Origin of the sequence: Streptomyces sp. NPDC005374, assembly GCF_042872225.1 — a bacterium.
Lineage (GTDB): Bacteria > Actinomycetota > Actinomycetes > Streptomycetales > Streptomycetaceae > Streptomyces.
The window spans coordinates 137910-151830 of record NZ_JBIAKA010000005.1 but is presented as its reverse complement, the minus strand read 5'-3'; the positions used below and the strand labels follow the sequence as shown (position 1 = coordinate 151830).

12 protein-coding genes are annotated in these 13921 nt (G+C 73.6%); 6 read left to right on the top strand and 6 right to left on the bottom strand.

The window, feature by feature from the left end; all coding sequences use genetic code 11:
• Positions 1–8 precede the first annotated feature (8 nt).
• Positions 9–896 carry a hypothetical protein gene (locus ACFYRX_RS14450; protein WP_389099363.1) on the bottom strand — a complete coding sequence of 296 codons (888 nt, stop codon included), beginning with the start codon at positions 894–896 and terminating at the stop codon, positions 9–11.
• Positions 897–1076: 180 nt separating this feature from the next.
• On the opposite strand from ACFYRX_RS14450, the gene ACFYRX_RS14445 reads away from it, so the two are divergent.
• Complete coding sequence (locus tag ACFYRX_RS14445; RefSeq protein ID WP_389099361.1) at positions 1077–1625, top strand: SH3 domain-containing protein; 549 nt, start codon at positions 1077–1079, stop codon at positions 1623–1625.
• Between the two features lie 69 nt (positions 1626–1694).
• On the opposite strand, the gene ACFYRX_RS14440 is transcribed toward ACFYRX_RS14445, so the two are convergent.
• Positions 1695–2132 (bottom strand): hypothetical protein, encoded by a 438-nt coding sequence (locus tag ACFYRX_RS14440; protein WP_389099359.1) that lies wholly within the window; start codon positions 2130–2132, stop codon positions 1695–1697.
• Positions 2133–2321: 189 nt separating this feature from the next.
• Here ACFYRX_RS14440 and ACFYRX_RS14435 point away from each other — a divergent pair, with 189 nt between their 5' ends.
• Positions 2322–3743, top strand: coding sequence for a hypothetical protein (locus ACFYRX_RS14435; protein ID WP_389099357.1), 1422 nt, complete (start codon positions 2322–2324; stop codon positions 3741–3743).
• On the opposite strand, the gene ACFYRX_RS14430 is transcribed toward ACFYRX_RS14435, so the two are convergent.
• Together ACFYRX_RS14430 and ACFYRX_RS14425 are read right to left on the bottom strand one after the other, a co-directional pair.
• Entirely contained in the window at positions 3740–4975 is a 1236-nt protein-coding gene (locus tag ACFYRX_RS14430; protein WP_389099355.1) for an amidohydrolase, read from the bottom strand. The two genes, ACFYRX_RS14435 and ACFYRX_RS14430, sit on opposite strands and share 4 nt — an antisense overlap.
• Positions 4976–5123: 148 nt before the next feature.
• The gene (locus ACFYRX_RS14425; RefSeq protein WP_389099353.1) at positions 5124–5903 is read right to left on the bottom strand and encodes an NPP1 family protein; all 780 of its coding nucleotides are present in this window, start codon (positions 5901–5903) and stop codon (positions 5124–5126) included.
• Positions 5904–6207: 304 nt separating this feature from the next.
• Here ACFYRX_RS14425 and ACFYRX_RS14420 point away from each other — a divergent pair, with 304 nt between their 5' ends.
• From ACFYRX_RS14420 to ACFYRX_RS14410, 3 genes are all read left to right on the top strand, one after another.
• Positions 6208–9921 carry a hypothetical protein gene (locus tag ACFYRX_RS14420; RefSeq protein ID WP_389099351.1) on the top strand — a complete coding sequence of 1238 codons (3714 nt, stop codon included), beginning with the start codon at positions 6208–6210 and terminating at the stop codon, positions 9919–9921.
• Between the two features lie 88 nt (positions 9922–10009).
• Complete coding sequence (locus tag ACFYRX_RS14415; RefSeq protein WP_389099349.1) at positions 10010–10807, top strand: hypothetical protein; 798 nt, start codon at positions 10010–10012, stop codon at positions 10805–10807.
• A gap of 98 nt (positions 10808–10905) precedes the next feature.
• Positions 10906–11511 (top strand): tellurite resistance TerB family protein, encoded by a 606-nt coding sequence (locus tag ACFYRX_RS14410; RefSeq protein ID WP_389099347.1) that lies wholly within the window; start codon positions 10906–10908, stop codon positions 11509–11511.
• Positions 11512–11517: 6 nt separating this feature from the next.
• On the opposite strand, the gene ACFYRX_RS14405 is transcribed toward ACFYRX_RS14410, so the two are convergent.
• A complete protein-coding gene (locus ACFYRX_RS14405) occupies positions 11518–11823 on the bottom strand; it encodes a DUF6401 family natural product biosynthesis protein (RefSeq protein WP_389099345.1) in 306 nt (101 codons plus the stop codon).
• Positions 11824–12241: 418 nt separating this feature from the next.
• Positions 12242–12421, bottom strand: coding sequence for a hypothetical protein (locus ACFYRX_RS14400; protein WP_389099996.1), 180 nt, complete (start codon positions 12419–12421; stop codon positions 12242–12244).
• Between the two features lie 139 nt (positions 12422–12560).
• On the opposite strand from ACFYRX_RS14400, the gene ACFYRX_RS14395 reads away from it, so the two are divergent.
• The gene (locus tag ACFYRX_RS14395) at positions 12561–13907 is read left to right on the top strand and encodes a tetratricopeptide repeat protein (protein WP_389099343.1); all 1347 of its coding nucleotides are present in this window, start codon (positions 12561–12563) and stop codon (positions 13905–13907) included.
• Positions 13908–13921: the final 14 nt, after the last annotated feature.

Here is a 13921-nt window from a genome sequence, read left to right as displayed (position 1 = left end):
GGCCGTCGTCAACCCAGGCTGGTCGGCCCTGCCGTGGGCCGGGTGGCGCCAGGGAGATCATTCGATGACGTCATGGTCATGTTCAGGTCAGCAACCTGTGGGTCGGCGATGAGCGGCTCGGCCTCGGGCGCCCCGCCCCGCACCCGGACACAGCCGCTGAGCCACGCCCCGAGGGCGACCGTCAGGCCCACGGCGACCAGCAGCCAGGAGGCCTGGCGCAGCGTGACCGTCAGGGCGTCGTAGATCGCGCCCGCCGCCGGGCGGTGCACCGGGTCGGGCAGGTCGGTGAGGGTGAGGTGGCGGCCGACGGCGACGGCCAGGCCGAGGAGCGCACCGCCGAGCGCGGTGCCGAGGGCGGTCGCGGTGAGGGCGCGGCGGCGGCAGGCGGCCACCGCGATACCGGCGACGGCGAGGACGGCGGCCGTGACGGGCAGCCAGAAACCGGCGACTTCGAGCACGTCGTAGCCCTTCCTCAGGCGGTCGAGTTCGGCGGCCGGGAGCACGGCGACCTCGGTGTGGGGGAGATCCAACGACGGCTGCCCGTACGGCAGTTGCTGCTCCACCTCGGCGAGATCGACGCGCACCTCGCGGCGGCTGTCGTCGTGCAGGGCGTCCAGTACGGCGTCGTGGACGGCCCGGTTGCCGGCGTCCCAGGCGGTGCGGTAGGCCGGGGTGCGGGCCAAGTCGTGCACGAAGGGCCGCAGCGGCTCGCCGACCTCGCCCTCCACGGCGTCCCGTACGGCCGGGTCGGCGGCCAGGGGCGCCATCGCGGTGACGTACCGGCCCGTGTCGGCGAGGCCGTACACCACCCAGGCCGCCAGCGCGCCGAAGGGCACGAGGAGACAGGCCAGGGCGATCAGTACGGCCGACAGGGCGGTCCTCAGTCGGGTGGACACCCTTCCAGGCAAGGCCGCCCGGGGCCGGGGCGCGAGCCGCGCGCGTGCATCCGGGCGCACACCGTCCGCCGAACGGGTGGCGGCCCGCCGCGGCTCCTGCCGGAACGGCTGCTCCGTCCTCCGGTGGAGGGTTCACCCGAACGGGTGTCTCATGGATCAAGGGGAAGAAGGAGGCCGACCATGCGCACCACTACGGCCCTGCGGACCCTGGCCGTGGCCATGCTCGCCGGCGGAACGCTCGCCGTCACGGCGGTGGGCACGTTCGCGGCGGCAGCCCCGCCCACCCACGCCGAAGGCCACGGTGGCGGCGGTCCGATCTGGGGCACCATCGTCTCCCGTACCGCGCTCAACGTGCGGGCCGAGCCCACCACCCACTCCGCCGTCGTCGACCGGCTCTCACCGGGCAGTCAGGACCGGGTCGAGTGCATGGTCCGCGGGCAGAGCGTCGACGGCAACCCGTACTGGTACTGGTTCACCGGCGCCCAGGGCTGGGTCAGCGCCGAGTTCGTCGACACCGGACGGCGTTCCGTGCCGACCTGTGCCGATCCGTGCCCGCAGTGGAAGAACGACGACTGGAGCAACGCCGACTGGAACGACCCGAGCTGGAACTCCGGTTCCGACTCCTGGGCAGCTTCCGGCTCCGTCTCCTGGAGCGTTTCCGGCTCCTGGACCTGGAGCGCGACCGGATCCTCGTCGGACGTCTGGGACTGGATCCCGGGCGTCCGGTGAGCGGAGGGATGAGGGAACGCGCGGACCCCGGCGGGAAGTCGGCCGGGGTCCACGTGTGTCGGGCGAGCTCTAGCGGATCCGGTTTCCCTCACCGTCCTCGTGCGTGTAGTAGCGGTAGAAGAACACCAGGAACACTCCCGCCGTGACCGCGAGTCCCAGCGCCGTCGACCGCAGCACGCTCTCGCCGCTCTGGCTGTACAGGAACCCGACGGCCGCACCGGCGAAGGCCGACTTGACCCCCGAGTGCAGCTCCCGCTTCAGCAGGGGGGCGAACGTGGCCACCGCCACGCACAGCACGATGAACGCCAGCGCGGTCGTGAAGCCGAACAGGAGGTTCCAGCCGGTGATCGGCCCGCCGCTGCGGCGGTTCGCCGCGGCCCAGTAGCCGTACACGAGACCCAGCACGACGGGGACGCCGTAGCGGGCCGCCAGGTGGATTCTCGGGCTGAACACGTCGGGTGTGCGGGCCGGCCCGGTCATCGTGCCGACGGGTGCCGCATGAGCCATGAGAGGACTCCTCTCTCCTCGCCCCCGACTACCAGAGCACACCTGGGCGCGGGCACTGGCAAGTCGAATGGCGGCGCAGGTCCGACGAGCGGGCAGGAAAGGGACGTTCGGCGTCCTGGGAACTCCCCTTCGCGGCCGGACCGGTTACCGTGCTGCGGTACGTGATCGACGGGGGATGGGGAGGGACCGATGCCCGGGACCGTGCTGCTGCTCGCCGCCTCACCGGTGGGCAGGAGCTGTCTGGTGGACGCGGCGTCCGTGCTTCCCGTCCTCGCCGCCGTGCCGCCCGCCGTGCTCTCCGGCACCGACACGGCCAACGTCGTCGAGCTCGCCGACCCCCTGGAACCGCAGGCCGTCCTCACCCGGCTGCGTGCCGTCGCGGCCACGCCGGGGCCGCTCACCGTGTTCGTCACCGGCCAGCTCGCCCTGGACCGCCGTCAGCACCTGCCCCACCTCGCGCTGGCCCGCACCACGCCGGCCACCGTCCGCTACACCGCGTTGCCCTGGCAGTGGATCCGCGAGGAGTTCCGGCTGCGGACGCCGGGGAGTACGACGCTCTTCCTCGACCTGCACGCCGACGCGGACGCCTGGGGGTGGCTGCGGACGCATGCGCTCGACTCTGGGCGCAACAACGCCGTGTTCGGGCGGATCGCGCCGCCGCCGTCGCGGCGTGCGGTGGCCTTGCCGGCGTATATGCGGACGTTGGGGACGATTCTGCGCAGCGGGTGGCGTCCGCCGGTTGAGCAGTTGCATCAGCAGGCGTTCGGGCGGCTGGGGCCTGAGGCGTACGGGGACCTTGTGTTGACGGTGCCGTCTGCTTCGGTGGCCGGTGTCCCTGGGGGCTTCGCCCCCAGACCCCCGTATCGGCCTGAACGGCCTCGTCCTCAAGCGCCGGACGGGCTGGGGGGTGCGGGCGGGCCTTCGTGGCAAGCGCCGGAGGGGCTGGGGGGTGCGGGCGGGCCTTCGTGGCAAGCGCCGGAGGGGCTGGGGGGTGCGGGCGGGCCTTCGTGGCAAGCGCCGGACGGGCTGGTTGGTGGGGGCCAGGCTCCTGGGCAAGCGCCGGACGGGCCGGTGGGTGTGGGGCAGGCTCCTCGGCAAGTGCCGGGGCGAGTACCGTCCCAGAACCCGCCGCAACTGCCGCAAGTACCGTCCCAGAACCTTCCGCAGCCGCCGCAGGCACCTCCGCAGGACCCCCATACCCAGCTCACCGCCGCCGTGCAGGCCGGGCGGCATCAGGATGCTGAGGTGCTTGCGCTGGCGCATGAGCGGGCTGCGGCGGGGGCTCATGGGGAGGCCTCGGAGCAGGCTCTGCACTGGGCGGAGGTCCGGGCGGATCTCGCCATGTTCGCCCGGGATCCGGCGCGCAGTTGCCGGGTCTGGCTGACGGTGGCGGAGACGCGGTTGGGTGCCGGGCAGGCGCCGGACTCGGTGGCCGTGGAGAAGGCCGTGGACCGGGCCCACCACCAGTGGGGGCAGGTCCGCGACAAGGCCAGGGCCCAGGAACTCGGCGCCCTGCTCGCGCAGTTGCGTGCCCGTGTTCCCGGCCGCCGCCCCGGTGCGCTGGAGAACGTGCGCAAGCAGCTGCGGGAGTTGCAGGCGACGCCGTTCTAACCGAGCATCGCCAGCGCCCCCGAGACGAGGGTGCGCACCCCCGGTGCGACCGTCGACAGGTCGGGGGCGAACTGCGGGCTGTGGTTGCTGGGGACGGCGTCGAACTTCTCCATCAGGTCCGCGCCCGGCGCCGCCTCCCAGGTGGCGGCCGGGGTGGAGGTCACGAACCAGTAGGAGTACGGGAGTTCACCGAGCGCGAGCAGGGAGAAGTCCTCGCTGCCCATCGCCGGGCCGGAGTCGAAGACGGTGTCGGTGCCGAGGACCTCGCGGTGCACGGCGGCGATCCGGTGGTCGGTCTCCGGGTCGTTGACGGTGACCGGGAACGAGCCGCCCATGGTCACCTCCGGCTCACGCGGGCAGCCCGCCGCATGGCACTCGCCCTCGGCGATCCGGCGGATCGCGGCGAGCATCCGGTCCCGGACCGCCTCCGACTGGGTGCGCAGGTTGAGGGAGATACGGGCGGTGGCGGGGATGATGTTCGCCGCCGTGCCTGCTTCTATGCGGCCCACGGTCAGGACGGCCGGGTCGCGCGGCTTGATCTCCCGGCTGACGACCGTCTGGAGGCGCGTGACGATGTAGGCGGCCGTGACGACCGGGTCGACGGTGGTCTCCGGGCGTGAGCCGTGGCCGCCCCGGCCGTGCACCACGATCTCGACGTCCGTCGTCGCCGACATGATCAGCCCGGGCACGTGCGCGTACAGGCCCGCCGGGCCCGGTGCCACATGCTGGCCCAGCAGTACGTCCGGGCGCGGGAAACGGTCGTAGAGCCCGTCCGCGACCATCGCCGCGGCCCCGCTGCCGGTCTCCTCGGCGGGCTGGCCGACCAGGAGCAGCGTCCCGGACCAGGTCTCCCGCCCCGCCGCGAGCGCCTTCGCCGCGCCCGCCAGCCAGGTCACGTGCAGGTCGTGCCCGCAGGCGTGCATGACTCCGGGCGCCTGGGACGCGTACGGCAGTCCGGTCTGCTCCTGGACCGGCAGGGCGTCCATGTCGGCGCGCAGCAGGACCGTGGGTCCGTCGCCGTTGCGCAGGAGGCCCGCGACGCCGGTGCCGCCGATGCCCTCGGCGGTGTCGAAGCCGGCCGCCCTCAGCTGTTCGGCGAGCCGGGCCGCGGTGCGGTGCTCCTCGAAGGACAGCTCGGGGTGGCGGTGCAGGTCCCGGTAGAAATCCTCCAGGGCGGGGACCGGGAGGTCCGCGGTGAGCTCCAGGGCGGTGCGGGCGGCGGCAGAGGTCATGGACGTCAGCGTGTCACTCGTCCGGGCGTCTCCACCATGCCGGGCCCGGTGTCACGGGGCACGGGGGCATGGGGGCACGGGGGATGGAAGCGGCCGCCGACGCGAAGGGGGGAGTGCGCGTCGGCGGCCGCGGTCAGGGGGCCGGGTGTCAGAACGCGGGGACCGCGGTGGGGCGGGCCTTGTTCACGTTGCTGATGAGGTTCTTGCCGAGCTGGAAGTTGGCGCGCCCCCAGGCCGTGTCGTTCAGCTTGCCCTGCAGGGTGCTGTTCAGCCCGGCGAAGTTGACCAGCGCGGGGGTGTCCCAGGTGCCGTTGCCCCAGGCCACCGGCTTCTCACCCCACTTGGCGAAGCGGAAGGGGTGATCCTTGACACCGTCCTTGTGGTAGACGATCTCGACGTGGTTGCCGTTCATCGGCACCTCGTTGATCGCATGGGTGCTGTAGCCGCCGTGCCGGGAGGCGGCCAGATAGCGCGGCTTCTCCTCGCCCTGCTTCTGGAAGACCACGACGGACTCCCAGTCGTGGCGGTGCCCGCATCCGGAGATGCCGGTGGGGTCGCACTGGTCCTTCTCGAAGTACAGCGAGTACACGTACGCGCACCAGCCGTGCTCGCACCGCGACTGCGCGTAGGTGTTCGCCTTGCCGAGGTGGTTGGTGCGGCACTTGCCGGTCATCGAGCCGGAGGGGTACAGGCCACCGTTGACGTTGCCGTTCGCATCGACGGCCGCCGCCGGGAAGCAGCTGTCCGAGTCGTAGTCGAAGTACGGCATGTACTTGTTCTGGAACGTGGAGCCGCTCCACGGGAGCGGGTTCAGGATGCCGGCGTTCGCGCTGCCCGTCAGGCCGACGGTGAGGGCGGCGGCACTGCCCGCGACGAGGGCGGCTCGGCCGAGGCGGGACTTCCTGCCGCTCCTGGGTGTCTTGAACATGGGGGGTGCTCTCCAGTCGTGCTCTACCGGGGGGACTCCGGCGGATCGGGGCGGTGCGGTTCCGAGACTGGTCGGAGGAGGAGTTGTTCGGCACCCCGCTTTGTCAGGTCAATCAATCCCGCCTCCGCCGACCTGCGGAAACGTGAGCCCCGAGGAAAGTCGACAATCCGATGACACCCGCCCGCCACCCGTGGGCCACCGTTCCGTTTCCTGGCGGCTCGTAGGGTCATCGCGCCCGATGTCGCTTTCGTCGGGTGTGTGTCGGGTGTGTCGGGTGTATGTCGGGTGTTGGAGGCATGAGCGCATGGGGCGTCCCGAGAGAGCCCTGGACCCCGGGGCCGGTCCCGTCCAGCGGCTCGCGTACGAGCTGCGCGAGCTGCGCCGGGCGGCGGGAAGTCCGTCGTACCGGGCGATGGCCGAGGCGGCGGGCTTCTCGGCGACGACCCTGTCCCAGGCCGCCGCGGGCGAACGGCTGCCCTCGTCCGCCGTCGTCGAGGGGTACGTGCGTGCCTGCGGGGCCGACCCGCGGGAGTGGGCGCCGCGCCGGCAGCAGGCGGAGGCGGAACTCGCGGGGTCCCCGTCCGAGGAGCAGCCCGAGACGCCGGCCCCCTATCGCGGGCTCGCCCGGTTCGAACCGGATCACCAGCACCTCTTCTTCGGCCGGGACCAGATGATCGCGGAGCTCGGGGAGCTCGTCCGCGACCACCGGTTCGCCGTGCTGTTCGGCCCGTCCGGCAGCGGCAAGTCGTCCCTGCTGCGGGCCGGACTGATCCCCCGGCTCCGGCAGGAGATCGCGGAGCGGGACCGGCCGGCGGTGCTGCGGATCCTCACACCGGGCCCGACACCCGCCACCACCTACGGCGACCTCCTCGCCCCGGCCGCGGCGGAGCCGGAGAGCTGGGTGGTCGTGGACCAGTTCGAGGAGGTCTTCACCCTCTGCGGCGACCCCCAGGAGCGCGCCCGCTTCATCGACCTGCTGCTCACCGCGCGCGCCCCGGAGAGCCGACTGCGCGTCCTGGTCGCCGTACGTGCCGACTTCTACGCCCGCTGCGCCGAGCACCGCGACCTCGCGGACGCCCTGCGCGGCGCCGGGCTGCTGCTCGGCCCGATGACGGCCGGGGAACTGCGGGAGGCGGTGGTCGGACCGGCCCAGGCGGTCGGCGCTCTCGTCGAACGGGCGCTGACCGCCCGCCTGGTGGACGAGGTCCGGGGCGAGCCCGGCGGCCTGCCGATGCTCGCGCACGCCCTCCTGGAGACCTGGCGCCGCCGCAGGGGCCGCCTGCTCACCCTCGCCGCGTACGAGTCCGCCGGCGGGGTGCGCGGCGCGATCGCGGCGAGCGCCGAGGACGTCTACGGCGCGCTGACCCCGGCCCAGGCCCGCGCCGCCCGCCGCCTGCTGCTGCGGATGATCGTGCCGGGCCAGGGCACCCCCGACACCCGCCGCCCGCTCGGCCGGGCCGAGCTCGCCGAATGGGCGGACCCGGATGTGCCTGCGGTGGTGGAGCGGCTGACCTGTGCCCGGCTGCTGACCGCAGACGAGGACGGCGTCCAGCTCGCCCACGAGGCGCTCATCACCTGCTGGCCCCGGTTGCACGGCTGGCTGGAGGCGGACCGCGAACGGCTGCGTCATCACCGGATGCTCGCCGACGCGTCCCGCGCCTGGCTGGAGCACGACCGCGATCCCGGCGCCCTGTACCGGGGCACCAGGCTGGCCCGCGCCGAGGAGCTGTTCCCGGACCACCGCACCGACCCGGCACTGACCGCGACCGAGCAGACCTTCCTCAGCGCCGCGGTCCGGGCCCGCGAGAGCGAGCGCCGGGCCGCCTCCCGGATCAGCCGCCGGCACCGCGCCCTGACCGGGTCCCTGTCCGCCGTGCTGGCCATCGCCGTGCTGACGGCCTTCGCGGTCTACCACGAGTACGACAGCAACCGGCGCGGGCGCACCCAGAACGCGGCCCGCCGGGTCGCCGGCGTCGCCGACGCGCTGCGCACCACCGACCCGCGCACCGCGCTGCTGCTCGGCGTGGCCGCCTGGCGGGTGGCCGAACTCCCCGAGACCCGCCGCGCCCTGCTCGGCTCCCTGGCCCAGGCGGAGACGGACACCTTCACCGATCCCACGCCCGGCGACGAGCCCCGGCGCGTGCTCGCCGCCGACGGCCGCGTCCTGCTCGGGGTGAACGGCGGCGGCTGGCGCACCTGGGACGTGATCACGCACCGCCGCATCGGCTCCGGGCGGGTGCCGCGGGTAACGGTGGCGGAGGCCGGCCCGGACGCGCGGGTGCTCGCCGTCACCACGAGCGACTCGGCCGTACGGCTGTGGGACACCGCCACCGGCCGCTGGACCGGCGGCTCCGCCACCCTGCCAGACGTCGACGACCTCCACTTCACCGCCGACGGCCGCGCCTTCCTCACCTCGCAGGGCGCCCGAGTACGGCTGCGCTCGGTCACCGACGGCCGGGTGCTGTTCGGGACCAGCGCCCCGGAGACGGTGGAACCCCAGGTCAGCGCCGACGGCGGACGCGTGGCCGTCTGCCCCTCGGGGCGGACCCCGCAACTGTGGGACACCTCGACCGGCCGCGTCCTGCCCGGGGCCTGGCGGAAGGACCACGTGTGCGACGGGGCCACCTCCCTGCTCGCCCTCGGCACCGGCCGGCTGGCCGCCGTCACCGACAGCGGAGTGCGGGTCTGGGACACCGGTACGGGCCGCCGGGTCGCCGACCTCGACGACTCCGGTGTGCAGTACGTGTCCGTCAGCCCCGACGGCGCCTTCCTGGCCACCGCCGACCACGAGGAGGTGCGCGTATGGCGGCTCGCCGCCCCGGACGCGCCCGTCTTCCGGCACACCCTCAACAACCAGCACCTCTACGGCGGCCCGCGCTGGGACCGCGACGGCCGCACCCTGCGGTACGTCGAGGGCGGCACCGTCCACACCCTCGACCTCGGTGCCGCCGTCACCCCCGCCTGGCGCACCGACCCGGTGGGCGGGACCTGGACCGCCCCGGACGGCCGCGCCTACGCCACCGCCCGGCTCACCGGCGCCCACTACGTCTTCCAGCTCCGCGCGACCTCCGACGGCCGTGTCCTGCACACCTTCCCGCCGGTGCCGGTCCCCGTCTCCGCCGACCCCGCCCGGCCCACCGTGCCCGGCGACCTCGTGCCGGTGGCGGCCTTCAGCCCCGACGGCACCCGGATCGCCTACGGCGTCTCGCAGTCCGGCCGGAACATGGTGGCGCAGCCGGTCGAGGTGCGGGACGTACGGCTCGGGCGGGCCGTGACCACGCTGGACCTGCCGGGCGGGGCGCTGATCGGCCTCGCTCTCGGCCCGGGCGGCCGCACCCTGGTCGCCGCCCGGGCCACGGCGATCGGCGTCGTCGACGACGAGGTGTGGGACGTCGCCCGCCGACGCCGTACGGCCGCGGTCGACGGCGTGGCCGACTCCCACCTGGCCGTCAGCCCCGACGGCGGGCTCCTGGTCGCCGACGGCCGCACCGTCCGGCTGCCCGCGGGCCCGGCCACCCGGCGCGACCTCGTCCAGGGCGACCAGATCGGCGCGCTCGCCCTCACCGCCGACGGTTCGCTGCTGGCGGCGGGCGACGGCACGGGGCGGGTCGCCCTGTGGGCGCGGGGTCTCACCCGCCGTGAGGGGGTCCTGCGCAACGTCTTCCCCGCCCCGCTCACCGACGACCCCGAGGGCGTGAGCGCGCTCGCCTTCAGCCCGGACGGCGGCACGCTGGCCGTCGCGGGCACGGCGGGCGGCCTGCAGTTGTGGGACGTCGCCACCCAGCAGCCGTTGGGCAGCCCGCTGACCACACCCGGCGAGGAGATCGACACGCTCGCCTTCGGCGGCGACGGCTCGACCCTGTACGCGGGAGGCGCGCACGTCCCGCTCCAGCGGTACGCCGTCGATCCGGAGCGGGCCCTGGCGAGGGTGTGCGCGCGGGCGGGCGGTACCGGGCTGACCCGGGCCCAGTGGCGGACGTACGTGCCGGAGGTGCCGTACAAGCGCGTGTGCGGTTGACCCGTTCGGCCCAGTTGGGCGCGGCCCCGCGCGCGTGCCGCTGCTATCCACGAGGGAGGGGGACGGCACCCACCGAAGGAAGGCCGGTATGGCCAGCACCCTTTCCATCGACTTCACGCAGGGCCTCGACGACGCCTGGTCGAAGGTCGCCCAGTTCGTGCCGAAACTCGTCGCGTTCCTGGTCATCCTGGCCATCGGCTGGTTCGTCTCGAAGCTGATCGCCCGCGTCCTGGACCGGGTCCTGCGCAAGGTCGGCTCCGAACGCCTCTCCGAACGCGCGGGCACCGCCCGCCTGCTGCGGGACTCCGCGTACGACATGACGGGCATCGTCTGCCGGATCGTCTACTACGCGCTGGTGCTGGTCACCCTCCAGCTCGCGCTCGGCGTCTTCGGCCCGAACCCCGTCTCCACGATGATCAACGGCATCGTCTCCTGGCTGCCGCGGGCGATCGTGGCCGTGGTGCTGGTCGTGGTCGCGATGGCCATCGCCAACGCGGTCCGCGGCATCGTCTCGGGCGCCCTGTCGTCCGTCTCCTACGGCCGTACGGTCGCCACCGTCCTGTGGGCCTGCATCATCGCGCTGGGCGTCATCGCCGCCCTCGGCCAGGCGGGCATCGCGCGCGACGTCACCCGGCCGCTGCTGTACGCGGCGCTCGCCACGGTCGTGGGCATCCTGGTCGTCGGGGTCGGCGGCGGCATGATCCAGCCGATGCGGCAGCGCTGGGAGCGGGCCCTGACCACGGTGGAGACCGAGTCGATGCGGGCCCGGGGCAGCATGGCCGCCTACCAGGCGGGTCGCGAGGACGCCCTGCGGAACCAGCCGGTCCAGGAGCGCACGGACCTGCCGGGCGGTAGGACGAACATGCGGGACCCCGACGGCATGTGATCGGGGAGCACGGCACTCCGGCCGGACTTGGGGGAACCTTTACCCGGGCCCGGCCGTTGCCGGGGTGAGATCACTCAACGAGTACCGAGGTGACGTCGATGGCACTGTTCGACCGGCTCAAGGACCAGGCCAAGAACCTGCAGCAGCAGGTCCAGGGCGGCCGCGCCACGACCGGTGGGCAGGGCGGCGGTGCTTCGCACGGTTCGCCGTACGGAGCGACGCCCCCCGCCGGTTCGCACGGCAGCGGTTCGCGCGGCGGTGGTTCGCGCGCCCAGCTCGTCGGTGTGCTCAAGACGCAGCTCGGCTCCCTCAAGACCGAGTTGAAGAGCGGCGCCTACCGGGACGCCAGCATGGCGATGTGCGCCCTGGTCGCCGCCGCGGACGGGCAGGTCGACGGGAACGAGATCCAGCAGATGGAGTCGCTGATCCTCGGCAACGAGGTGCTGCAGAACTTCCCGCCGGAGCAGCTGCGCACCCGTTTCCACAAGCATGTGGACCAGCTCACCCGCAACTTCCCGCAGGGCAAGGCCGAAGCTCTCCAGGACATCGCCAAGGCCGCCAAGAAGCCCACCGAGGCGCGCGCGGTGATCCAGACGGGCATCGTCATCGCCGGTGCCGACGGCCACTTCTCCCAGGCGGAGCAGTCGGTCCTCCGGGAGGCCTGCGCGGCGCTGGGCCTGCAGCCCGCGGAGTTCCAGCTCTGAGGGGACCTACTGCCGGTCGAGCAGGTCGTGCCGCGTCACCAGCCAGCTGATGGCAGTGAGGCGGCACACCGCGTAGTCGTGCCCCACGGGCTCCCGCCAGTCGATCTCGCCGAGCGCGTCGAGGAAACCGACGGCGTAGTCGGCGAGGTCCTCGCGGTGCGGAGGCCGGGGGACCAGACCGGCGTGGTTGGCGTCGAGCCGCTCCCGCAGCTCGGCCACATGCTGGTCCACGGCGGCCACGAACGCGGGCTCGAACGCGAACTCCGCGAACCGCGGCGCGAACGAGCTGCTGATCCTGGCCAGAGGGGACATTCCCCCACCGTAGAGGCGCTTCGCGCGGTGGAGGAGAGCTGCCCGGGATGGTCTCCGTCACAGCACAACCGCCCATGCGGGCCCGGTCCCGGGCGGTGACCCACGCCCCGTCCCGGACCCGGCACACGGCTCAGCCCGCAGGGTTCCGGCTACGAGCCACGTCGGCTGCCTGTCCTGCCTGGTGGGTCTCGGGACGGTCCTGACACGGCGGACGGGTCGCGCGGGGCCGGTCCAGAGTCGTGGCCCGGGCTGGTCGCGGGGCTCAGTCCGCGGTGTTCGCGGCCGCCTGGCGCGTCTGCGTGGTCTGTCCGGCGGGGTGCGGCTCGGACGCCTTCGCGGGGTTCGCGTTCCGCTGCTCGGGATGGCCGCCGACTCAGTGGACCAGCCGCGAGAGGGCGGCCCCGGCTTGTCCCGGGGATCAGTCCGCGGTGTTTCCGGCTGCGTGCCGCGGCGTCATCTGCGTGGCCTGGCCGGCGGGGTGCGGCTCGGAAGCCTTCGCCGGGCCCGCGTTCGCCGCGAGGATCAGCGTGGCCACGGTCACGACCGCGGCGGCGAAACCCCTGGTGTAACGCGCGGTGGTGCTGGTGCGTTCGAGCACGGCGACCTCGCAGCAGTGGCGGTCAGCAACCATGGCGGTGAGCATCCATGGCGGTGGCAGCGTATTAAGCACGGTTAATACGCCGTTTAACCTAGGGGTTGCGCGAGCCGAACGGCAAGAGGCGCTGGGGGAGTTGGCGATGTCGGAGCGGGACGACCCGGGTGTCATCGGGAGGCGGGTGCAGCAGCTCAGAGTCGAACGCGGGCTGACCCAGAAACAGTTGGCCGAGCCGGCCTACACGCCCGCCTACATCTCCACCCTGGAGGCCGGCCGGGTGCGGCCCTCCGACGACGCGCTGCGGCATCTCGCCGACCGGCTCGGCGTCGGGTTCGAGGAGCTGACGACCGGGCGGCCGGCCCGTCTCGTCACCGATCTGCGTCTGAGGCTCACCGAGGCCCAGCGCACCCTCGCCACCGGGGAGGCCGAGGAGTCCGCCGCGCAGTACGCCGGCCTCCTCGCCGAGGCCGACACGCTGGACCTCGCCGACGTACGGTCCGCCGCACTGCTGGGGCTCGGGGAGTGCGCCGTGGAGACGGGTGAACTCGGCGCGGCGCGGCGGTACTTCGAGCGGGCCGAACAGGCCCTCGGCGACGACGTACCGCTGCCCGCCCGGGTCCCCGCCCTGCGCGGACGCGCCGTGGCCCACTACCTCACCGGTGAACTGCGCTACTCCGTCTACCTGTTGGAATCCACCATCGACGAGCTCAACCGCGGTGGACTGCACGACCCCGACGCCCTGCTCCTCCTCTACGCGAGCGTCATCGGCCCCTACATGGACATGGGGGCGCACGCCCGCGCCGCCCAGGCCGCCGAACTCGCCCTCGCGCTCGCCCCGCGCTCCGGCGACCCCGCCCTCGTCGCCCGGATGCACCGCTCCGTCGCCCGCACCCTGCTCGCCGAGGGCCGCCTCGCCGAGGCCGACGCCTCCCTCGCCAAGGCCGCCGAGCTCTACCGCCAGCTCCAGCTGCGCACCGAACTCGCCAACTGCCACTGGATGCGCGGCTACGTCTACGCCCAGAACGGTGAACTGGAGCGCGCCGAGGCCGAGTTGAGACAGGCCCTCGACATGCTGACCGCCAAGCGGGCCGCCCTCTACTCCAGCCAGGTCGCCGTCGAACTGGCCGACGTACTGCACCGGCGCGACAAGTCCGACGAGGCCGCCGCCCTCCTGCACGACGTGCTCAGCGACTTCAGCCCCGAGCGCGGCGCCCTGCACTCCGCCGCCGCCCACCGCCTCCTCGGGATCATCGCCGAGGACGCCCGCGACACCGAGGTCGCCGAGGAGCACTACGTCCGCGCCCTGAGCCTCCTGGAGCGGGCGGGCGCCGCCGGTGACCTGGCCGACCTGTGCCGGCTGCTCGGCGATCTGCTTCGCCGTACGGGACGGGTGGAGGCGGCACTGGACGCGTACCGGACGGGCCTCGGGCACCGTACGGCCCCCGGCACCACCACGTTGGGACCCGCACCCGCACAGCCACCTCTGTGACGATTCCGGGCCTG

Coding starts and splice junctions, on each gene's coding strand:
- ACFYRX_RS14445 (WP_389099361.1), top strand. CDS start 1,077: ATGCGCACCACTACGGCCCTGCGGACCCTGGCCGTGGCCATGCTCGCC.
- ACFYRX_RS14440 (WP_389099359.1), bottom strand. CDS start 2,132: ATGGCTCATGCGGCACCCGTCGGCACGATGACCGGGCCGGCCCGCACA.
- ACFYRX_RS14435 (WP_389099357.1), top strand. CDS start 2,322: ATGCCCGGGACCGTGCTGCTGCTCGCCGCCTCACCGGTGGGCAGGAGC.
- ACFYRX_RS14430 (WP_389099355.1), bottom strand. CDS start 4,975: ATGACCTCTGCCGCCGCCCGCACCGCCCTGGAGCTCACCGCGGACCTC.
- ACFYRX_RS14425 (WP_389099353.1), bottom strand. CDS start 5,903: ATGTTCAAGACACCCAGGAGCGGCAGGAAGTCCCGCCTCGGCCGAGCC.
- ACFYRX_RS14420 (WP_389099351.1), top strand. CDS start 6,208: ATGGGGCGTCCCGAGAGAGCCCTGGACCCCGGGGCCGGTCCCGTCCAG.
- ACFYRX_RS14415 (WP_389099349.1), top strand. CDS start 10,010: ATGGCCAGCACCCTTTCCATCGACTTCACGCAGGGCCTCGACGACGCC.
- ACFYRX_RS14410 (WP_389099347.1), top strand. CDS start 10,906: ATGGCACTGTTCGACCGGCTCAAGGACCAGGCCAAGAACCTGCAGCAG.
- ACFYRX_RS14405 (WP_389099345.1), bottom strand. CDS start 11,823: ATGTCCCCTCTGGCCAGGATCAGCAGCTCGTTCGCGCCGCGGTTCGCG.
- ACFYRX_RS14395 (WP_389099343.1), top strand. CDS start 12,561: ATGTCGGAGCGGGACGACCCGGGTGTCATCGGGAGGCGGGTGCAGCAG.